At 37.4% G+C, this 20,732-nt stretch carries 20 protein-coding genes; 18 read left to right on the top strand and 2 right to left on the bottom strand.

All coding sequences use genetic code 11. The features are described 5' to 3' along the window. The first annotated feature begins 43 nt into the window (after window positions 1–43). The 16 genes from ACR65M_RS16990 (at window position 44) to ACR65M_RS17065 (ending at window position 16,471) form a co-directional block, all read left to right on the top strand. A complete protein-coding gene (locus ACR65M_RS16990; protein ID WP_121447240.1) occupies window positions 44–445 on the top strand; it encodes a cytidine deaminase in 402 nt (133 codons plus the stop codon). After that, window positions 435–1,346, top strand: coding sequence for a GTPase Era (gene era / locus ACR65M_RS16995; protein WP_341330837.1), 912 nt, complete (start codon window positions 435–437; stop codon window positions 1,344–1,346). The genes ACR65M_RS16990 and era overlap by 11 nt, the downstream gene beginning before the upstream one ends. A gap of 151 nt (window positions 1,347–1,497) precedes the next feature. Beyond that, a complete protein-coding gene (locus ACR65M_RS17000) occupies window positions 1,498–1,641 on the top strand; it encodes a YqzL family protein (RefSeq protein WP_099352231.1) in 144 nt (47 codons plus the stop codon). 98 nt (window positions 1,642–1,739) lie between these two features. Further along, complete coding sequence (gene recO, locus ACR65M_RS17005; RefSeq protein ID WP_440273878.1) at window positions 1,740–2,489, top strand: DNA repair protein RecO; 750 nt, start codon at window positions 1,740–1,742, stop codon at window positions 2,487–2,489. Between the two features lie 802 nt (window positions 2,490–3,291). Continuing rightward, window positions 3,292–4,182: a glycine--tRNA ligase subunit alpha gene (glyQ, locus tag ACR65M_RS17010; RefSeq protein ID WP_099352233.1), complete on the top strand. Its 891-nt coding sequence runs from the start codon at window positions 3,292–3,294 to the stop codon at window positions 4,180–4,182. Then, window positions 4,175–6,253: a glycine--tRNA ligase subunit beta gene (gene glyS, locus ACR65M_RS17015; protein ID WP_440273865.1), complete on the top strand. Its 2,079-nt coding sequence runs from the start codon at window positions 4,175–4,177 to the stop codon at window positions 6,251–6,253. Before glyQ ends, glyS begins: the two co-directional genes overlap by 8 nt. Before the next feature lie 193 nt (window positions 6,254–6,446). Beyond that, a complete protein-coding gene (gene ccpN, locus ACR65M_RS17020) occupies window positions 6,447–7,091 on the top strand; it encodes a transcriptional regulator CcpN (protein WP_440273866.1) in 645 nt (214 codons plus the stop codon). A 40-nt stretch (window positions 7,092–7,131) separates the two neighbouring features. Then, entirely contained in the window at window positions 7,132–7,944 is an 813-nt protein-coding gene (locus ACR65M_RS17025) for a pyruvate, water dikinase regulatory protein (protein ID WP_440273867.1), read from the top strand. A 381-nt stretch (window positions 7,945–8,325) separates the two neighbouring features. Beyond that, a complete protein-coding gene (locus ACR65M_RS17030) occupies window positions 8,326–8,766 on the top strand; it encodes a YaiI/YqxD family protein (protein WP_440273868.1) in 441 nt (146 codons plus the stop codon). Between the two features lie 34 nt (window positions 8,767–8,800). Next, complete coding sequence (gene dnaG, locus ACR65M_RS17035; protein WP_440273869.1) at window positions 8,801–10,609, top strand: DNA primase; 1,809 nt, start codon at window positions 8,801–8,803, stop codon at window positions 10,607–10,609. Between the two features lie 52 nt (window positions 10,610–10,661). After that, window positions 10,662–11,798, top strand: coding sequence for an RNA polymerase sigma factor RpoD (gene rpoD / locus ACR65M_RS17040; RefSeq protein ID WP_121447233.1), 1,137 nt, complete (start codon window positions 10,662–10,664; stop codon window positions 11,796–11,798). Window positions 11,799–11,949: 151 nt separating this feature from the next. Further along, entirely contained in the window at window positions 11,950–12,483 is a 534-nt protein-coding gene (locus tag ACR65M_RS17045; protein WP_440273870.1) for a hypothetical protein, read from the top strand. A 66-nt stretch (window positions 12,484–12,549) separates the two neighbouring features. Then, on the top strand, window positions 12,550–13,689 hold the full coding sequence (locus tag ACR65M_RS17050; RefSeq protein WP_440273871.1) for an acyl-CoA dehydrogenase family protein: 1,140 nt from the start codon (window positions 12,550–12,552) through the stop codon (window positions 13,687–13,689). 221 nt (window positions 13,690–13,910) lie between these two features. Beyond that, a complete protein-coding gene (cccA, locus tag ACR65M_RS17055) occupies window positions 13,911–14,264 on the top strand; it encodes a cytochrome c550 (RefSeq protein ID WP_341330845.1) in 354 nt (117 codons plus the stop codon). A gap of 378 nt (window positions 14,265–14,642) precedes the next feature. After that, window positions 14,643–15,347, top strand: a complete 705-nt coding sequence (locus tag ACR65M_RS17060; RefSeq protein WP_440273872.1) for a tRNA (adenine(22)-N(1))-methyltransferase — start codon at window positions 14,643–14,645, stop codon at window positions 15,345–15,347. Then, a complete protein-coding gene (locus tag ACR65M_RS17065) occupies window positions 15,344–16,471 on the top strand; it encodes a Nif3-like dinuclear metal center hexameric protein (RefSeq protein ID WP_440273873.1) in 1,128 nt (375 codons plus the stop codon). Before ACR65M_RS17060 ends, ACR65M_RS17065 begins: the two co-directional genes overlap by 4 nt. A gap of 61 nt (window positions 16,472–16,532) precedes the next feature. On the opposite strand, the gene ACR65M_RS17070 is transcribed toward ACR65M_RS17065, so the two are convergent. Both ACR65M_RS17070 and vrrA read right to left on the bottom strand, forming a co-directional pair. Then, on the bottom strand, window positions 16,533–17,480 hold the full coding sequence (locus tag ACR65M_RS17070; protein ID WP_440273874.1) for a 4-hydroxy-3-methylbut-2-enyl diphosphate reductase: 948 nt from the start codon (window positions 17,478–17,480) through the stop codon (window positions 16,533–16,535). Between the two features lie 103 nt (window positions 17,481–17,583). Beyond that, window positions 17,584–18,162 carry a VrrA/YqfQ family protein gene (gene vrrA / locus ACR65M_RS17075; protein ID WP_440273875.1) on the bottom strand — a complete coding sequence of 193 codons (579 nt, stop codon included), beginning with the start codon at window positions 18,160–18,162 and terminating at the stop codon, window positions 17,584–17,586. Window positions 18,163–18,398: 236 nt separating this feature from the next. On the opposite strand from vrrA, the gene ACR65M_RS17080 reads away from it, so the two are divergent. Together ACR65M_RS17080 and ACR65M_RS17085 are read left to right on the top strand one after the other, a co-directional pair. After that, the gene (locus ACR65M_RS17080) at window positions 18,399–19,706 is read left to right on the top strand and encodes a DEAD/DEAH box helicase (protein ID WP_440273876.1); all 1,308 of its coding nucleotides are present in this window, start codon (window positions 18,399–18,401) and stop codon (window positions 19,704–19,706) included. Between the two features lie 57 nt (window positions 19,707–19,763). Next, the gene (locus ACR65M_RS17085; RefSeq protein WP_440273877.1) at window positions 19,764–20,657 is read left to right on the top strand and encodes a deoxyribonuclease IV; all 894 of its coding nucleotides are present in this window, start codon (window positions 19,764–19,766) and stop codon (window positions 20,655–20,657) included. Window positions 20,658–20,732: the final 75 nt, after the last annotated feature.

Consider the following 20,732-nt stretch of genomic DNA (forward strand, 5'->3'; position numbering starts at 1 on the left):
AATACACTTCCGTACTTAGATACGAAGAAAGGAAGAAGTAATAGTGAAAACAGAGGAACTAATCAACGAAGCGAAAAAAGCAAGAGAATTAGCATATGTTCCATATTCAAAATTTAAAGTAGGGGCTGCGATATTAACAAAGGATGGTAAAGTGTACCATGGCTGTAATATCGAAAATGCTGCATACAGTGTAACAAACTGTGCAGAAAGGACAGCACTATTTAAGGCTGTTTCTGAAGGAGATAAAGAGTTTGCAGCAATAGCTGTAGTTGCAGATACAGAACGACCAGTACCGCCTTGTGGCTCATGTCGTCAAGTGATTTCAGAGCTTTGTGGACGTGATACAAAGGTATTCTTATCGAATCTTAAAGGTGACGTACAAGAGATTACAATTGATGAACTGCTACCAGGAGCATTTACACCGGAGGATTTACATGGAAACTAAGACTAATTATAAATCAGGGTTTGTTTCAATAATAGGACGACCGAATGTTGGAAAATCCACTTTTTTAAATCATGTTATTGGACAAAAAATTGCTATAATGAGTGATAAACCACAGACGACACGAAATAAAGTCCAAGGTGTTTATACCGAAGAAAATTCTCAAATTATTTTTATTGACACGCCTGGTATTCATAAGCCAAAGCATAAGCTAGGCGATTTTATGATGAAAGTCGCTCAGAACACTCTTAAGGAAGTTGATCTAGTTTTATTTATGATCAATGCGGAAGAAGGTTATGGTCGTGGGGACGAGTTCATTATTGAACGACTAAAAAATATTCAGACACCAGTTTTTCTCGTTGTTAATAAGATAGACCAAATACATCCTGACCAATTATTGGAGTTGATCGAGAAGTACAAAGGACTTTATCCATTTAAGGAAATAGTTCCAATTTCAGCACTCCAAGGAACGAATACCGCTAGATTAGTTGAACAGATCAAAGTTTATTTACCAGAGGGACCTCAATACTATCCTGCTGATCAGGTAACGGACCATCCTGAGCGATTCATTATTACGGAATTGATTCGTGAAAAAGTTCTTCACCTAACGAGAGAGGAAATCCCACACTCGATTGCAGTTGTAATGGATTCACTCGAAAGAAGAGAAAGTGGAAATACGGTGTACGTTGGAGCTACTATTATTGTCGAACGTAATTCCCAAAAAGGAATCGTAATTGGAAAGCAGGGCAGTATGCTAAAAGAAGTAGGAAAACGAGCAAGAGCAGATATTGAAGCATTGCTCGGTTCAAAAGTTTTTCTAGAGCTTTGGGTTAAGGTTCAAAAGGACTGGCGCAACAAAAGTTCTCAACTTCGCGATTATGGCTTTAGGGAAGATGAATATTAAAGTCTAAGTATACGTAAATTCCAAAAAAATACACGGATTAGCAAAATTTATGTAACATGTTTTTTAGGATTTTCGGTCATGATATTCTTACAAGTGAATGAAATTGGAATAGTCTTTGCTAGTGTTTAAATTACAGAAAGGTGGGGTTACTATGTTAGATTTTACCTGGAAGGTGTTTAGTCAAACAGGTAATGTTGATACGTATCTTCTTTTTAAGGAATTGGAACAAGAGAAGACAGAGAGACCCGAGGCACAAAGTGAGGAGCTAGCAGAAATAGATTTTCCAATTACTTGACCATCCTAAAATAAGCGTCCTAAACCTTTATAAGGCATGTATGACGCAAATAAACAATGGTAATTGGATTGCCTAGTTGCCAACGGATGGTGACAGTAGTGCTACAAAAATGCGAAGGTATTATCATAAGAACAAGTGATTATGGTGAAACAAATAAAATCGTAACTTTGTATACCCGTGAATGGGGGAAAATAGGGGTAATGGCAAGAGGTGCGAAGAAACCTAGTAGTCGCCTCGCAGCCATTACCCAGGTTTTTACATATGGAAAGTTTTTAGTTCAAAAGACGTCAGGTTTAGGTGTTTTACAACAAGGTGAAACGATTTCAACCTTCCGAAGTATTCGGGAAGATATTTTCCTAACGGCATATGCATCTTATGTTGTCGAGTTAACTGATAAATGTACTGAAGATAAGAGATCAAATCCGTTTTTATTTGAAATGTTGTATCAAACACTAAATTACTTAAATGAGGGGTATGATCCTGATATTCTATTGTACATATATGAGCTTAAGATGCTGCCATTGCTTGGGTTGTATCCTCGACTTAATGAATGTACAAACTGTAACAGTACAGAGGGAGAATTTGCTTTTTCAGTTAGAGAGGGTGGCTTACTTTGCCACCGTTGTTATGAAAAAGAACCCTATCATTTAAAAGTATCGCAAGCAACAATACGATTGTTGCGCTTATTTTATTATTTTGATTTAAACCGATTAGGAAAAATTGCCGTAAAAGACGAAACGAAGAAAGAATTGAAGATGGTTATTGACATGTACTACGAGGAATATTCAGGCTTGTATCTAAAGTCTAAACGATTCCTAGACCAACTTGAAAATTTACGTCTAACCTAACGTGGCGCACTTGACATCGCAGTGAAATTGGAATATAGTTCAATTAAAATAAGAGTTCAAAAAGTTGACGAATCAGAAGCGAGAAGGTCAAGGAAAGAGTGCCTTGAGGACCGCAGAGATTCGAAGTCTTATCATTTGGCTACTTTTTGAAATTCATCTAAAAATATTTGCACGGTGAAGGAAAGTAGTACTTATTACAGTGAGTGTGCAAAAAGAAGGATAAAAAGGACCAAGAAGTTCGAGTCGGTGCAGCTTTGAGTAGCGGAACGTATGCAGTTAATACGTGAGCAGATGTTCTAGCACGAAGGAAAAGTGATTTTCTTTTCCAAGGAACGGAAAAGCAAGCCAACGAAGAAATTCGATGTGTCATTTTTACCGGACTTTTTGAACATCCGCTTTAGTTCATAAAAGCGAACCTAGGATGGTGGAAGCTAGGGTATGAACAGATAAGGAAGGCGTTCCAGAGTGTATCGCTTGAAAGAGGCAATAACTCATAATAGAGTTATTTGCAAATAGGGTGGAACCGCGGGTAAACTCTCGTCCCTATGTCTACAATTAGGCATAGAGGAGGGGAGTTTTTTTATTTTATGTTAAATAGTTTTTTCAATCTAGCTGCAGCGCCTAGAAACTCGAGAAACTTCAACTCCTCCTGCAGAGGCAAATAGTGCCTCTTTGTCGGAATATCCGACGCACAGGAAGTGCTAGTGCCGACGTTGCCACAGGACGTGGCGATTCTAGTTGGCCAGTTTCCTCGTTTCTGAGCAAGGCGCTTCCGCTTTATAATTTTGGAGGTGCAAGATTAATGAATATTCAAGAAATGATATTAACCCTACAGAAGCATTGGTCAGATCAAGGTTGCATTCTGATGCAGGCCTATGACGTTGAAAAAGGTGCAGGAACAATGAGCCCCTACACATTTCTCAGAAGCCTTGGCCCTGAGCCATGGAATGTGGCATATGTTGAACCTTCAAGACGTCCAGTCGATGGCCGTTACGGAGAAAACCCAAACCGCTTATATCAACACCATCAATTTCAGGTGATCATGAAACCGTCGCCTGATAATATTCAGGAATTATATCTGGATTCCTTACGTGCATTAGGAATTAATCCATTAGAACATGATATCCGCTTCGTTGAAGATAATTGGGAAGCACCAACACTTGGAGCAGCGGGACTTGGCTGGGAGGTATGGCTAGATGGGATGGAAGTTACTCAATTTACCTATTTCCAACAAGTTGGAGGCATTGAATGTAAGCCAGTGTCAGTCGAAATTACATATGGAATTGAACGTTTAGCCTCATACATTCAAGATAAAGAAAATGTATTTGATCTTGAATGGACAAAAGGATTTACAGTTCGAGATATTTTCCATCAGCCTGAATACGAACATTCAAAGTATACGTTTGAAACATCAGATACAGAAATGCTTTTTAACTTATTTAGCATTTATGAAAAGGAAGCGCATCGTCAAATGGACGAAGGACTCGTCCATCCAGCCTATGACTATGTTTTAAAATGTTCTCACACCTTTAATCAATTAGATGCAAGGGGAGCAATTTCAGTTACCGAAAGAACAGGATATATCGGCAGAGTTCGTAATTTAGCTCGTAAGGTAGCTAAGACGTTTTATGAAGAGCGGGAAAAATTGGGCTTCCCGATGCTGAAGGCAAAAGGAGACGATCGTAATGAGTAATCGAGATTTATTGATTGAAATTGGATTAGAGGAAATGCCAGCACGCTTTGTAACAGATTCTATGAATCAGCTTTCTGACAAGATTACAAATTGGCTGATTGAACATAATATTTCATTTGAGCAGGTAGAGAGTTTTTCTTCACCGAGAAGACTAGCAGTTCTTGTTCGGGACGTTGCTGACAAACAAAAGGATGTTGAACTAGAAGCAAAAGGTCCTGCGAAAAAAATTGCTTTAGACCAAGATGGAAATTGGACAAAAGCTGCAATGGGGTTCACAAGAGGACAGGGTGCTACTGTTGAGGACATCTTTTTTAAAGAAATAAATGGTGTGGAATACGCACATATCAATAAATTTATTCAAGGAAAAAACACAAAAGAAATCTTAGGTGAACTTGAGAATGTTATCGTACATCTTTCATTCCCTAAAAATATGCGCTGGGGCGATCAAGATCTACGCTATGTCCGTCCTATTAAATGGATTGTTGCTTTGTTTGGAGATGAAATTATTCCAATCACAATTACAAATGTATCATCAGGGAATAAAACATGGGGACATCGTTTCTTAGGCCAAGAGGTTGAAGTCACATCTCCTAGGGACTATGAAAAAGTGCTTATGTCTCAGTATGTTATTGCGGATTATTTAGAGCGTAAGGAAGCCATTAAGAATCAAATTAAAATACTTGAAGAAGACAATAATTGGGAGATTCCAATTGACGAAGATTTACTTAGTGAAGTAACGAATCTTGTTGAATATCCTACTGCTTTTTTCGGAAAATTTGAAGAAGAATTCTTGAATTTACCTGAAGAAGTCTTAATTACAAGTATGAGGGAGCATCAGCGTTATTTTCCTGTAAAGGACAAAAACGGGGCTCTGCTACCTTACTTTGTTGCAGTTCGTAATGGTGATCATAACTATCTTGAAAAAGTTGCTAGAGGGAATGAGAAGGTTTTACGAGCACGTTTATCTGATGCAGACTTCTTTTATAAAGAAGATCAAAAGTTAGAAATTGATAACTTAGTTCAAAAGCTTGATAAAATCATTTACCATGAAGAGATTGGTTCAATTGGTGATAAGGTTAGAAGAATCCAGCTTATCACTAAGAATGTGTCAGAACTTTTGAAAATTGATAGTCAAACACAGGAAAAAGCAAATAGAGCAGCCGAAATATGCAAATTTGACCTTGTAACCAATATGGTATATGAATTTCCTGAGCTTCAGGGTGTAATGGGTGAACGCTATGCACGAATAAGTGGAGAAGACGAGGCGGTGGCGGTAGCTATTAACGAGCATTACATGCCTAGACATGCTGACGATTCTAGTCCAACCTCCACTATTGGAGCATTAGTTAGTTTAGCTGATAAATTGGATACAATCATTGGATGTTTCTCTATCGGTATTATTCCAACAGGTTCACAGGATCCATATGCATTACGCCGTATGGCTTCTGGTGTCGTTCAAATCTTACTTGATAAAGGTTGGAATATTGGCCTTGAAGAACTAATCGATGATGTTTTAGATCTGTTTATTGAGGCAAAAGTTGCGAAACTTGAAAAACAAGAAATTAAGAAAGAACTTGTTCACTTCTTTAAATTACGAATCAAACATGAACTAAATACTAGAAACATCCGCTATGATATAATTGACGCGGTTCTTGGCACCCAGATTGGAAATGTTGGTCTTGTTATTAAAAAAGCGGAAATGCTTGAGAACAACAAGGACCATCAAGATTTTAAAACAACTATTGAGTCATTAGGTAGGGTTGTTAACATTGCCAAAAAAGGCGAAGAAGCTGAAATTAATCCAAGCCTTTTCCAATCTGAAGAGGAAAAGCATCTCTTTGAGAAGTTCACGGAAGTAAAGCCAAAAGTAATTGAAAGTCTAAACAATCATGAAGTAGCAGAAGCATTCCATTTATTAGCTTCATTGAGAGAGCTAATTGATCAATACTTCGAACATACAATGGTTATGGCAGAAGATGCGGCAGTAAGGCAAAACAGACTTGCACAAATGGTGCAACTAGCGAACATTATTTACTTAATTGGGGACATGAACGCAATTATTGTAAAATAAGCGCGAACAACATTTTGAACTCAAAAAAGAAGCACATTTAATAAACAAATTAAAAACTAGGAGCAGAAAAATTAGCTCCTAGTCTTTTTCTATTTACTATACGTGATTACGCAATTAGTATATAATAATTAATAATTAGTATAACTCTTTTCAATACTTTACATATTTAAAATAAATAGTATAGATTTTAGGAATGGTGGTGAGTACAATAGAACTGAGTAAGCGGCAAGAACAAATTGTACAAATTGTAAAAGACAATGGACCTATCACTGGTGAGGCTATTGCAGATCGTTTAAATTTGACTAGGGCTACTCTTCGTCCGGACCTCGCTATTTTAACTATGGCAGGATATCTTGAAGCCAGGCCTCGTGTCGGCTATTTCTATACGGGCAAAACAGGGCAGCAATTACTTGCGGATAGAATAAACAAAATTAAAGTGATGGATTACCAATCTATCCCTGTTGTGATAAATGAGAGTATATCTGTCTATGATGCAATTGTTACTATGTTTTTAGAAGATGTCGGTACATTGTTTGTAGTGGATAAATCATCACTTCTTGTTGGCGTTTTATCTCGAAAAGACTTACTGCGGGCAAGTCTTGGAAATCAAGATTTAAAATCTGTCCCTGTTACTATTATTATGACAAGAATGCCAAATATTACGATGTGTGAAAAAGATGATCTTTTAATTGACGTGGCACATAAATTGATTGAAAAACAAATTGATGCATTACCAATTGTTAAGCAATCGGAACGGGGTATCGAGGTAATTGGCAGAATTACTAAGACAAATATGACAAAAGCGTTGGTAGGACTTGCTGGTGATGAAATCCTTTAATGAGCATTTGATCTTTTAAGTTAGGAGATGGAGAATTAAAATGAGTAATCGGGTTGTATATGTAGTATCAGATTCAGTTGGGGAAACAGCTGAATTAGTTGTTAAAGCGGCAGTTAGCCAATTTAACGGCTCACATACAGAAATTAAACGAATTCCTTATGTAGAAGATACAGCTACATTAGCAGAGGTTGTAGCACTTGCCAAACTGAATAATGCAATAATTGCATTCACACTTGTAGTTCCAGACCTACGAGATTTTCTTGTAATGGAAGCTGCACGTGAAGGGGTAATTGTAAACGATATAATAGGTCCACTAATCGAAAAAATGTCTGGCCTTTATGAAAGTAACCCAAGATTTGAGGCTGGTCTTGTACGAAAACTCGACGAGGATTATTTCAAAAAAATCGAGGCTATAGAATTTGCTGTTAAGTATGATGACGGTCGTGACCCAAGAGGGATTTTGCGTGCAGATATCGTCTTAATCGGTGTTTCAAGAACATCTAAAACACCATTATCTCAGTATCTTGCACATAAGCGCTATAAAGTGGCAAACGTGCCAATTGTACCAGAAGTTGATCCACCCGAAGAACTCTTCAAAGTATCACCCAACAAGTGCTTTGGACTAAAAATTAGCCCTGAGAAGCTAAACCATATTAGACGTGAAAGATTAAAGTCATTAGGTTTAGATGATCAAGCGATCTATGCAAATATTAATCGTATTAAAGAAGAACTGGACCATTTTGAGTCTCTTGTGAATAAAATCAATTGTGATGTAGTGGATGTATCAAATAAAGCGGTTGAAGAAACGGCAAATATTATTTTAAATAAAATAAGTAATCGTAAAACAAAATAATCTTAAGACTACCTATACAGTAAAAAACATATCTCTAAAAAGATATGTTTTTTTATGGCGCTTGAAAGAAATTTGTATTATAATAAAAAATTGTGATAAAAATACATATTTTTAGGTTTAGAGTTCGATTGGATAGAATAAACTATATATTGAAGGTTGTCAAGGATAAATTATGGAATAGGTGAATTAATTTTCGACATTTTTTTCTTGATTCAGTGGTTCGCCTTCGAAAAATGATAGAATATTTACCCATAATTGCTCACCTAAAGATGGCCCAATCACAGATTTTTGAACTTATTTTTAATCTTTTCCCTTGAAAAGAAGGATTCTTCGGAGTGATGTAGAATAGAGAAATATGACGAAAAAAAGAATAAAATATTTGTGGATGCTGATGCATGTCCAGTTAAAGAAGAAATACTTAGCACAGCAGGTACATATAATATCAATGTTGTATTTGTAGCGTCATATGCCCATGTTATGTCGACCCCGATGGGTGGGAAATGGGTGTACGTGGATGCTGAGAAAGAGGCAGCAGATCTCTATATTATGAATCATGCAATAAAAAAAGACATCGTCATTACCCAGGATACTGGCTTAGCGAGTATTTTAGTAAATAGAGGTGTAAATGTTATATCACCTCGTGGCAAAGAGTTTAAGGAAGAGGATATGGAACAGATCCTCCATTTTCGCTTTTTATCTGCAAAAGAAAGACGTAGTGGTTCATATTCAAAAGGACCAAAACCCTTTACTGACGAAGACAGACAACATTTTACTAAAATTTTTAAAAAAAGTTTGTCGAATCTTGCAGGATTTAAACTCTAAACATCGAATAATTTAGTACTTGGGGATGTTATACATGGGATATCGAATACCCGAAGAAACAATCGAAAAAATTCGTATTTCTGTTGACATTGTTGATGTTGTTAGTGAATATGTTCAATTGAAGAAGCAAGGAAGAAATTATTTTGGCTTATGCCCATTTCACGGTGAAAATACCCCTTCATTCTCTGTATCTCCCGATAAACAAATCTTTCATTGTTTTGGGTGTGGAGCAGGTGGAAATGTATTTTCTTTTTTAATGGACCTAGAAGGGTACTCCTTTTCGGAAGCGGCAATAAACCTTGCTAATAAAGTGAACATAGATTTGTCAGATTATGAACAGCCAACTGCTGTTTCTGATAAAAACAATGAAGCATCAAAAATGCAAGAAGCACACGAATTATTAAAGAAATTCTATCATCACCTATTACTTAATACAAAAGAGGGTCAACCAGCGCTAGACTATTTAACCAATAGGGGCTTTACAAGAGAAATCATCGATAAGTTTGAAATTGGCTATGCCCTTGACTCGTGGGACTTTGCCACGAAATTTCTCCAGAAAAGAGGTTTTAGGCCTGAGTTGATGGAAAGGGCCGGACTGCTTGTAAAAAAGGAGGATACCGGTACATTCTTTGATAGATTTCGAAACCGCATAATGTTCCCGATATGGGACCACCAAGGTAAAACCATAGCATTTTCTGGCAGGGTGCTTGATAAGGGGCAGGAACCAAAATATTTAAACAGTCCCGAAACGATTATTTTTAATAAAAGCAAGACCCTTTATAATTTTCATCAAGCTAGACTTGCTATTCGAAAACAACAGCAAGTGGTTCTATTTGAAGGATTTGCAGATGTCATTGCAGCTGATACAGCTGATGTTCCTAATTCAATAGGTACGATGGGCACATCCTTGACGGATGAACATGTGAAAATAATTAGACGGAATGTGGAATCTGTTGTTATCTGTTATGACTCTGACAACGCGGGGGTAGATGCGGCTTTACGAGCTTCAATTATGCTGGGTGAAGCGGGTTGTTATGTTAGAGTAGCTACAATGCCAAATGGTATGGACCCTGATGACTACATTAGAAAATATGGCGCAGAGAAGTTTAAAAATGATGTAATAGGGGCAAGTCTTACATTAATGGCATTTAAAATGCAGTACTTAAGAAAAGGAAAAAATCTTCAGGATGAAGGAGATCGCATCCGTTATATAGAAGATGTTATTAAAGAAATTTCCTCATTAGAAAAGGCTGTAGAAAGAGACCATTACTTGCGCCAATTATCCAGTGAATTTTCTATTTCACTGGATGCATTAAAAACGCAACAGCTTCAGTATTATAAATCTGAACGGAAAAAAAGGGATAATTTCTCTTCGAATAGAAATAATACGAAAGCGAAACCTGCCGTATCAAAACATTTACTAAAAGCCTATCAAAATGCAGAACGATATTTAATTGCTTATATGTTACGTAGTCAGGATATTGCTGAAAAAATACAGGATCAGCTTCAAGCCGAATTTAATATCGAAGAGCATCGAGCGATTGTAACGTACTTATATGCATTTTATGAAGAAGGATTTGAACCAGATATCAGTACACTACTAACAAGGGTTCATGATGAGAGTTTAAAAAGGATTGTCACTGATATTGCAATGATGTCAATTGAAGAGGAAGTATCGGATTCTGTTTTATCGGATTATGTGAAACAGGTGTTGAATCACAAAAAAATGTCAATGATAAAAGAAAAAGAATCTGAGCAACTCGAGGCTGAACGAAGTAAGGATTATTTAAAGGCTGCTACAATTGCAAATGAAATCATTCAAATGAAAAAAGCATTAATTTAACAAATAGGTTTTCTAACCTCTATGTCTTACAAGTTTGGAAGGAGGGGAACAAATGGCTGAAAAGTCTAAAGAAGTCGATACAGAATTAACATTAGAGCAAGTTAAAGAAAAATTAACAGCACTAGGAAAAAAGCGCGGTGTATTGACATATGAAGAAATCGCAGAGCGTATGTCTGGTTTTGAAGTTGAATCAGACCACCTTGATGAATACTATGAGTTCCTTGGAGAGCAGGGTATTGAATTATTAGGTGATAGCGGGGATCATGATGTTGATGATGACAATGAAGATGATCCAAATATTCAAGAATTATCCAAGGAAGAAGAATTTGATCTTAATGATCTCAGTGTTCCTCCAGGAGTAAAGATAAATGACCCGGTGCGTATGTACCTAAAAGAAATTGGCCGTGTTGATTTACTATCTGCTGATGATGAAATTCAACTTGCTGAACGTATTGAACAAGGTGATGAAGAGGCTAAACGTAGACTTGCTGAAGCCAATTTACGACTTGTAGTAAGTATTGCAAAGCGTTACGTTGGTCGCGGTATGTTGTTCCTAGATTTAATCCAAGAAGGTAATATGGGACTTATTAAAGCTGTTGAGAAATTTGATTATCGCAAAGGATTCAAATTTAGTACGTATGCAACATGGTGGATACGTCAAGCCATCACACGTGCGATTGCAGACCAAGCTAGAACTATCCGTATTCCGGTTCATATGGTAGAAACAATTAATAAATTAATCCGTGTACAACGTCAGTTACTCCAGGACCTTGGGCGCGAACCAACGCCTGAAGAAATTGCAGAAGATATGGATTTAACACCAGAAAAGGTAAGGGAAATCTTAAAGATTGCACAAGAACCTGTATCATTAGAAACACCAATTGGTGAAGAAGATGACTCACATCTTGGAGACTTTATTGAGGACCAAGACGCAACTTCTCCATCAGAACATGCTGCATACGAGCTATTAAAAGAACAACTGGAAGATGTTCTGGATACCCTAACCGATCGAGAAGAAAATGTATTACGTCTTCGCTTTGGATTGGATGATGGACGTACTCGTACTCTCGAAGAGGTTGGTAAAGTGTTTGGTGTTACTCGTGAGCGTATTCGACAAATAGAAGCAAAAGCTCTACGAAAGCTTCGTCACCCAAGTCGAAGTAAGAGATTAAAGGATTTCTTAGAATAAACATTTTCATTTACATTCCGTAGTTTACTTCATACAATTGAAGTAAACTATTTTTTTTGTTCTAGCCCATCCGATGTGGGTCATGAAGACATTGCCACTTAATCGTGGAGTTTTTAGATTTAGATATCAATTAAACAAGGTGAGCGCTTTCATGAATCAAGATAGAAAAAAGATTATTATCAATGAAATTCTATATTGGCGTAAAAATAAATTACTGCCAGAAGCATATTGTAATTTCCTACTCTCGTTATATACAGAGGGTGAAGGAATTGAATCAACAAAAGAAACAATTTCAACTCAGAAAACACCATTTGTTTTGATTATCGTAATTGGTTCACTTTTACCAGTTTTATTACTTGTCACTTATTTTACTGAAATATCGACTAATTTGCAAATGGTATTAAACTTTATTTTTTTAATTATCTGCATTTTAGGCCTAATTACTCAAAGAACAAATTCACTTTTCGTTCATATTGGCTCCATTATTCTCGCTCTATTTATCTTGCTTTTAACAGCGAATGTAAGTGAACTCATTTTTAAAGGACAGGCACTATATTTAATCGGTATGATCTTTTTGAATTGTATCGGCTGGATTTTTGTTGGGGTTATTTTAAAGATGCGGTATTTTTTGATTGCAGGTATTCTGGTTAGTATAATTTCAGTCGTTACTTTATTGAATATTTAAATTATTTGAAAATTCGTCAACTCCCGATATAATAGATATGAAAACGTATACAACGGGAGGGGTATTATGAATTTCGATTTAACGACCGAGCAAAAATTGATTCAAAGAACAATTAGAGAGTTTTCCGAAGCAGAAGTTGCACCAGGTGCTGAACAACGGGATAAAGATAAACGTTTCCCAAAAGAAATTTTTCAAAAGCTTGGTGAATTAGGGATGATGGGTTTGCCGTTTCCTGAAGAATATGGTGGAGCAGACTCTGATACAATTAGCTTTGCAATCGTGGTCGAAGAACTAAGCCGTGCCTGTGGGTCTACCGGAATTACATACTCGGCACATATCTCACTTGGTGGTGCACCCCTTCATTTATTTGGAACAAAAGAGCAAAAACATAAATACTTAACCCCTATTTGCACAGGAGAGTCCTTGGGAGCATTTGGATTAACAGAACCCAATGCTGGATCAGATGCAGGTGGAACCCAAACAGAAGCCCTTCTTGAAAATAATCAATTTGTCATTAATGGAAATAAATGCTTTATCACAAATGCAAGTTTTGCAAAGCATTTAGCCCTCACAGCGATAACGGGCCGTCAAGGGACTAAAAAAGAAATAAGCGCAATTATAGTCCCAACTGATGCAGAAGGCTTTAAGGTTATTGATAATTACGAGAAAATGGGACTGAATGCTTCAAACACGACGGAATTAGTTTTAGAGGATGTACATGTACCTGAGGAGAACCTGCTTGGAAAACGAGGAGAAGGCTTCAGACAGTTTCTAATTACGCTGGATGGGGGAAGAATCGGTATTGGAGCAATGGCAGTTGGAATTGCACAAGCAGCCTATGAGAAGGCCCTAAATTATGCAAAAGAACGTAAACAATTTGGTAAGTCCCTTTCAAGCTTCCAAGCTATTCAATTTAAATTAGCAGATATGGCAATGAAGATTGAACTAGCACGGAATATGGTGTATAAAGCTGCTTGGTTGAAGGATCAAGGAAAAAATTTCTCAAAAGAAGCTTCAATGGCGAAGCTTTATGCCTCTGAAATTTGTATGGAGGTGACAAATCAAGCCGTCCAGATACATGGTGGTTATGGCTATATGAAGGAATATCATGTTGAAAGATATATGCGAGATGCAAAGCTTCTTGAAATCGGAGAGGGGACATCTGAAATTCAACGAATGGTCATCGCACGTTCAATTGGATGCTAAAATGAATAATAGCTCCTTACCAATTGGTAAGGAGCTTTATTATTTATTTTGACAAATTTGTGACATTTTTGTGTAAAATAATTTTACAATATTATGTTAAATAAGTTCTTGTACAAATAGGTCTTTTACTTCTATCATTTTTCAAGTAAAATAGAGAGTGTTTGTATAGAATAATAATTATATCTATTTTTGATGTACATAAGGTAAGGGAGGTCAGAATAATGAAAAAGAATCCATTAATACCATTTGCCCTGATTGCAGTTTTCGGTATTGGACTTATGTTCCTATTAGGCTTTGTTGGACTAGGTAACATGGATGAAATGGCAAACCAAGGTGAAGAGGCTCCAGAAACAGCAGCTGCTTCCCCAGAAGAAGTTGTCCAAGGTACATGTGCAGCATGCCATGGCCAAGATTTATCAGGTCAAGGTAATGCACCTGCATTAAAAGGTATTGATCTTTCCGTAGAAGAGATTCAGGATGTAATCACGAATGGTAGAGGTGCGATGCCGGCTGGTTTAGTTAAAGACCCTGCACAAGTACAAGAAATCGCAAATTGGTTAGTTGAACAAAAATAAATAATAAAAAAACCCTTTGCATAAATGTAAAGGGTTTTTTACTGCCATTCCCAGTAAGATGGAAGTTTCTACTGACATCTTGTATAATAAAAACTAAAAAATATTGTGTTAAAAAGGAGGATGAAAAGGACCGAGAAGTTCAAGGCGGCGCAGTTTTGAGTAGCGGATAGTATGTAGTGAATACTAGAGCAGACGATTTTGCACGCCGGAAAAGTGGGTTTCTTTTCCAAGGAACGGAAAAACAAGCCAACGAGCTTCCACAGGATGTGGTGACTTCGACGTTCGACACAGGACGTGTCGGTTTTTAGTCGAAGTTCCTCTATCGATGTGTCATTTTCACCGGACTTTTTAACTATCCTAAAAAAATGTGGTGCTATTATGAATGAAGAGAGATTATCGAAGCGGCTTGAAACGGTCGCATCATACATACCAAAAGGGGCAATTTTAGCAGACATCGGATCTGACCACGCATATCTTCCATGCTATGCATACTTAAATGGGTTCATCTCTGGGGGAATTGCTGGTGAGGTTGCAGAGGGGCCATTACAATCTGCAAAAAAACAAATCTCCAAAAGTAAGCTTGATTCCAAAATTGAAGCTCGTAAAGGGGATGGACTTGAAGTCATTCAACCAAATGAAGTTACATGTATAACCATAGCAGGTATGGGTGGCTCGCTTATTCGCTCCATTCTGGAAAATGGTAAAAACAAACTGCCAGGTGTAAAAAGACTTATCCTACAACCGAATATTGGCGCATCAGCAATTAGAGAATGGCTTATTGAAAACGACTGGGAGCTAATCGCCGAAGAAATCCTAGAGGAAGACAAAAAAATCTATGAAGTTTTAGTTGCCGAAAAAGGAAACCCCCTTAAGCCTTATCAGCATAAGGAACAAGAACTTTTACTAGGACCTTTCTTACTAAAAGAAAAAAATTCAGTTTTCGAAAAAAAATGGGCTCATGAACTCAAACATTGGGAAAAGATTTTATCACAGCTTGAGACAGCAGGTGAAACACCCGATAATCGGACACGAAAAGAAGAGCTTAAGCAAAAAATAAAAATAGTAAAGGAGACATTACAATGAGCAAAATACCTAATGGTTTTGAAGTGATACAAGTATTTGAGCAATTTTCTCCAAAGCACTTAGCCGTCGAAGGTGATCGAGAAAGAATCGGCCTTCAAGTTGGGACATTAAACAAGCCGGTAAAAAAAATCATGGTTGTACTTGATGTGTTAGAAAACGTCGTTGATGAAGCCATTTCAAATGATGTTGATTTGATTATTGCGCATCATCCTCCTATTTTTCGACCCTTAAAAACAGTTCAAACAGATACACCATCTGGAAGAATCATTGAAAAATGTATTTTACATAATATAGCGATTTATGCAGCACATACAAATTTAGACGTGGCTGTCGGTGGCGTTAATGACATGCTTGCGGATGCATTGGGTTTAACGAATGTTGAATTGCTTGCGCCGACCTACGAGGAAAAATTAAAAAAACTAGCTGTTTATGTCCCTCGGGAGTCTGCTGATAAAGTACGAGCTGCTTTAGGCTCGGCTGGTGCAGGTTATATCGGAAATTACAGTCATTGTACGTATAATACCCCTGGTACAGGCACATTCTTACCACACCAAGGGACAAACCCACACATTGGCGAAGTCGGTAAATTAGAAGTTGTAGAGGAAATCAAAATTGAGACAGTTTTCCCAAGTGGCCTTCAAAAGAAGGTGGTCACTGCTATGCTTAACGCGCATCCATACGAGGAGGTTGCTTTCGATATTTATCCCCTTGAAAATGAAGGTAATGTGCTTGGACTTGGACGTGTTGGCAATCTTGAACAGGAAATGACACTTGAACAATTCGCCTTGCATGTTAAAAATAAATTAGAGGTAGATGGACTTCGGGTTGTTGGTTCTCTTTCAGATAAAGTGAAGAAGGTTGCGGTGCTTGGAGGAGACGGAAATAAGTATGTTTCACATGCTAAAAGAGCTGGTGCAGACGTGTATGTAACAGGAGATATGTACTACCATGTTGCTCACGATGCGATGATGATGGGACTTAATATCGTTGATCCTGGCCACAATGTTGAAAAGGTCATGAAAACAGGGGTAGCTAATATCTTAACAGAGCGTTTTAAAGAAAGGAAATTCGAGGTTACTGTGATAACCTCAGAACTTAATACAGACCCATTTCGATATCTATGAAAAAAGGTACTCCAATTTTACTGGAGTACCTTTTACTTTAATTAAGATCGCTTTTGAACGTTTATTTTTTAGCTGCTTTTACCTTTGGTAACACTTTATGGAGTGGAACTTTTCGAGATCGTTCCCATGTTTCCTCATTTTCAGGATCGAATTGCTCTAAAAAGGTAATGACCTCTTTTGTAATCGGCGTTGGGGTGGAAGCACCAGCTGTTACGGCTACTTTTTCAACACCTTTAAGCCATTCAAGTTGTATATCACTTACGTCTGCAACACGATATGCTTTTGTTCCTGCAATTTCTTCGGAAACTTGTGCAAGTCGGTTTGAATTATTGCTTTTCGGATCTCCAACTACGATCGTTAAGTCGGCCACGGTTGCTTGTTGGGCAACAGCTTCTTGTCGGACCTGTGTAGCTAAACAAATTTCATTGTGGACTTCAGCATGTGGGAACTTTTCCTTAACTTTATCCATTACATGAAGAACGTCCCACTGACTCATTGTTGTTTGGTTGGTCACAACAAGCTTTTCATGATTTAGTTCAAGTTTTTCAACATCTTCAACCGTTTCAACAAGATGAACGAAACTAGGTGCTACACCTAATGCGCCTTCAGGCTCTGGGTGGTTCTTTTTACCAATATAAATGATATGATAGTCTTCAGCTGTTTTTTCCTTAATTAAATCATGTGTTCTAGTTACATCAGGGCAAGTTGCATCAAGTGTAACAAGACCACGTTCTTTTGCTAAATTTTTCACCTCAGGTGAAACGCCATGTGCTGTGAAAATAACGGTACCCTCTTTAACCTGATTTAGTATATCTAAACGGTTTGCTCCATCAAGCGTAATAATTCCTTCTTCTTCAAAGGCATCAGTTACATGCTTATTATGAACAATCATTCCTAGTATATATATAGGTCTTGGTAATGTTTTATCTAAAGCGGCATTTTTCGCAATTACCATCGCATCTACTACACCATAGCAGTATCCACGTGGAGCAATTTTGATTACTTCCATGCTCTTCTCCTCCTCAGTCAATAAATCGGATAGCTCATACCTATTGGTACTCTCGTAATCTCGTATTTATTATATCTGAGTATGAAGGATAATACAAAGTCTTTTAAATGTAAAGCTTTGGAACAGATTTACCGGTACCGCTTGCTTTTGAATTTTCTTCTTCATTTTCAACTCCTTCACTATTTGATGTCACATCCGATAGTGAAATAGTCTCATTATCTTCTTCTTCTTCTTGTTCATTCCCTGCATTTTTAATAGCACTATACATCCTAACCATTGCTGGGATGTTTTTCATTAATGGTCCATATTGTTGAACCATTGGAACTACAGATTCAGCCATTTTTAACGTTTTTTGTACATTTCCCATTATCGCACTAAGGTTTGAGGGATTTGCTAAACCTTGAAGGGTGCCAGGGTTCATTCCTTGTGAAGGATTAAAGAAACCCTGCATACCACCCATTCCTTGCATTGGGTTTGACTTTCCCATTCCAGGGATTAACTTTTTCAAAAGGCCACCTAATCCGGATCTTCCTTGTCCTTGCATGCCCTGCATTCCCTGCATACCACCGAACATTCCTGGTGGTCGAACCCCATATTGCTGTGGAAACATGGATGGCGGTCTCATCGGTCTCATTGCTCTCATTTGTCTCATTTGATTCATTGGTTGTCGTGGATAAAACATTTGCTTCTCCTCCTTTCAAATTACCTAGGTTAAGTAGAAGAATGAATCGGGTGATAATACCTTATTTTTAGGATATGCGGTGGGTGAATTAAATGTTTTCCCTATTGCTTCAAATGGGCGCAATTGGTATTTTGACAAGCTTTCCTATATAATAAATTGTTAGGTTATGAGAAAACATATAATTAAACCCAAACCTTGCAAAACAAATTCATATTTATATAAAATGAGGGATCGTAATGACAGTAAAAGATTTTGAACGTTTTCAATTTCAGCCATTTATACTTGAAGCATTAAAAGAGATAAAATTTACAAAGCCAACCGAAATTCAAGAACGGTTAATACCGAGCATTCAGCGGGGCGAAAGTGCGATTGGGCAATCACAAACTGGTACAGGTAAAACCCATGCATATATACTGCCAATTATAAATAATATTGATTCAGCAAGACAGGAGGTACAGGCCGTTATAACTGCGCCTACTCGTGAGCTTGCAACTCAAATCCATCATGAAATTGGAAAAATCATTAAATTTAGTGGAGAAAATCCCGTCACAGCAAAATTGTTTGTAGGTGGGACGGATAAAGCGAGGGCCATTGAAAAACTGAAAACACAACCACATATTGTGGTAGGAACTCCTGGAAGGATTCACGATTTAATTAAAGAACAAGCTCTTCAAGTTTACACAGCGAATCAAATTGTAGTCGATGAGGCTGATCTAATGCTTGATATGGGCTTCATCGAAGATGTCGACCAAATTGCAGCGAGGATGGCCGAAGACTTACAAATTTTAGTGTTTTCAGCAACCATTCCTGAAAAATTAAAGCCATTTCTAAAAAAGTATATGGAAAACCCTAGATACACTCATGTTGCACCTGAACAAGCTACCGCAGCCAAGGTAGAACATATACTTGTTCCTTTACGACATCGGAATAAGCTAAACCTTTTGCAATCTATGTTAGAGGTTTATAATCCATATTTAGCTATTATTTTTACCAATACGAAAAAGTTGGCAGACGAAGTAGCGGATGGGTTACTTACAAAAGGGATGAAGGTAGGAAGACTCCACGGAGACCTTCCTCCAAGAGAACGTAAAAAGGTCATGAAGCAAATTAACTCATTAGAGTTTCAATATGTAGTGGCAACGGATTTAGCAGCAAGAGGAATTGACATTGAAGGTGTGAGCCATGTCATCAATTATGAGCTACCTATCGATCTTGATTTTTACATTCATAGGGTTGGTAGAACGGCAAGGGCAGGCTACTCAGGAATCGCAGCAACTATTTATGAGCCAGGGGATGAAGATGCAATTATAAGGCTTGAAAAAATGGGCGTTACTTTTGTAAATAGGGACCTTGAAAACGGTGAATGGGTCAACATTGGTGAAAGAAACAAACGAAAGGCTCGCAAAAAACAAGTTGATGAAATTGATAAACTTGCACAAAGTCAAGTGAAGAAGCCTAAGAAAGTGAAACCAGGCTATAAGAAAAAGATGAATCAAGAAATGGAAAAAATTAAAAAGCGCCAAAAACGCTTAAAGAGAAAATAAACATGAATTATGATAATATACATTTATGAAATAGTTGGGAGATAGGAGAGGTATACCATGCTAAAACTTGGCTCACATGTTTCGATGAGTGGAAAAAAAATGCTTCTTGCAGCGAGTGAAGAAGCAGTATCATATGGTGCAAATACATTTATGATTTATACAGGGGCACCACAAAATACAAGACGTAAAAAAATAGAGGATTTAAATATAGAAGCAGGACATGCTCATATGAAGGAAAATGGGATTGATGATATTGTTGTACATGCTCCGTATATCATAAATATCGGTAATACTTCAAACCCCGCAACGTATGAACTAGGTGTCAACTTTTTACGTTCTGAAATTGAGAGAACAGAGGCGCTCGGTGCAAATCAAATTGTTCTTCATCCTGGTGCACATGTAGGCGCAGGCGCAGAAGCAGGAATAAAGCAGATAATTGCAGGTTTAAATGAGGTTCTGACAAAGGACCACAAAGTACAGATAGCATTAGAAACAATGGCTGGTAAAGGCACTGAATGTGGAAGATCGTTCGAGGAAATTGCCCAAATTATTGATGGAGTTACTCACAATGAAAAGTTATCTGTCTGCTTTGACACTTGTCATACTCATGATGCAGGCTATGATATTGTGAATGATTTTGATGGAGTCTTAGAACAATTCGATAAACTAGTGGGTCTAGATCGAATCAAAGTCCTTCATATCAATGATAGCAAAAACGATAAAGGGGCGAGAAAAGACCGTCACGAAAATATTGGGTTTGGTAAAATTGGGTTTAATGCAATCAATTACATTGTTCATCATCCATCCCTAGAAAATGTCTCTAAAATCCTTGAAACACCATATGTAGGTGAGGACAAAAACAATAAAAAGGCTCCATATAAGTACGAAATTGAAATGATTCGATCAAAATCATTTGATGAAGGCTTACTCGAGAAAATAACCAATCAGTAAAAGAGGCTGGGACAAAACCCTCCTCTGAACTGAAAAAGCCTGTGAATTTTTACTATGAGTAAAATTTCACAGGCT

The organism is Ferdinandcohnia sp. SAFN-114 (assembly GCF_059415045.1).

Coding starts and splice junctions, on each gene's coding strand:
- era (WP_341330837.1), top strand. CDS start 435: ATGGAAACTAAGACTAATTATAAATCAGGGTTTGTTTCAATAATAGGA.
- ACR65M_RS17000 (WP_099352231.1), top strand. CDS start 1,498: ATGTTAGATTTTACCTGGAAGGTGTTTAGTCAAACAGGTAATGTTGAT.
- glyQ (WP_099352233.1), top strand. CDS start 3,292: ATGAATATTCAAGAAATGATATTAACCCTACAGAAGCATTGGTCAGAT.
- glyS (WP_440273865.1), top strand. CDS start 4,175: ATGAGTAATCGAGATTTATTGATTGAAATTGGATTAGAGGAAATGCCA.
- ccpN (WP_440273866.1), top strand. CDS start 6,447: ATGGTGGTGAGTACAATAGAACTGAGTAAGCGGCAAGAACAAATTGTA.
- ACR65M_RS17025 (WP_440273867.1), top strand. CDS start 7,132: ATGAGTAATCGGGTTGTATATGTAGTATCAGATTCAGTTGGGGAAACA.
- dnaG (WP_440273869.1), top strand. CDS start 8,801: ATGGGATATCGAATACCCGAAGAAACAATCGAAAAAATTCGTATTTCT.
- rpoD (WP_121447233.1), top strand. CDS start 10,662: ATGGCTGAAAAGTCTAAAGAAGTCGATACAGAATTAACATTAGAGCAA.
- ACR65M_RS17045 (WP_440273870.1), top strand. CDS start 11,950: ATGAATCAAGATAGAAAAAAGATTATTATCAATGAAATTCTATATTGG.
- ACR65M_RS17050 (WP_440273871.1), top strand. CDS start 12,550: ATGAATTTCGATTTAACGACCGAGCAAAAATTGATTCAAAGAACAATT.
- cccA (WP_341330845.1), top strand. CDS start 13,911: ATGAAAAAGAATCCATTAATACCATTTGCCCTGATTGCAGTTTTCGGT.
- ACR65M_RS17060 (WP_440273872.1), top strand. CDS start 14,643: ATGAATGAAGAGAGATTATCGAAGCGGCTTGAAACGGTCGCATCATAC.
- ACR65M_RS17065 (WP_440273873.1), top strand. CDS start 15,344: ATGAGCAAAATACCTAATGGTTTTGAAGTGATACAAGTATTTGAGCAA.
- ACR65M_RS17070 (WP_440273874.1), bottom strand. CDS start 17,480: ATGGAAGTAATCAAAATTGCTCCACGTGGATACTGCTATGGTGTAGTA.
- vrrA (WP_440273875.1), bottom strand. CDS start 18,162: ATGTTTTATCCACGACAACCAATGAATCAAATGAGACAAATGAGAGCA.
- ACR65M_RS17080 (WP_440273876.1), top strand. CDS start 18,399: ATGACAGTAAAAGATTTTGAACGTTTTCAATTTCAGCCATTTATACTT.
- ACR65M_RS17085 (WP_440273877.1), top strand. CDS start 19,764: ATGCTAAAACTTGGCTCACATGTTTCGATGAGTGGAAAAAAAATGCTT.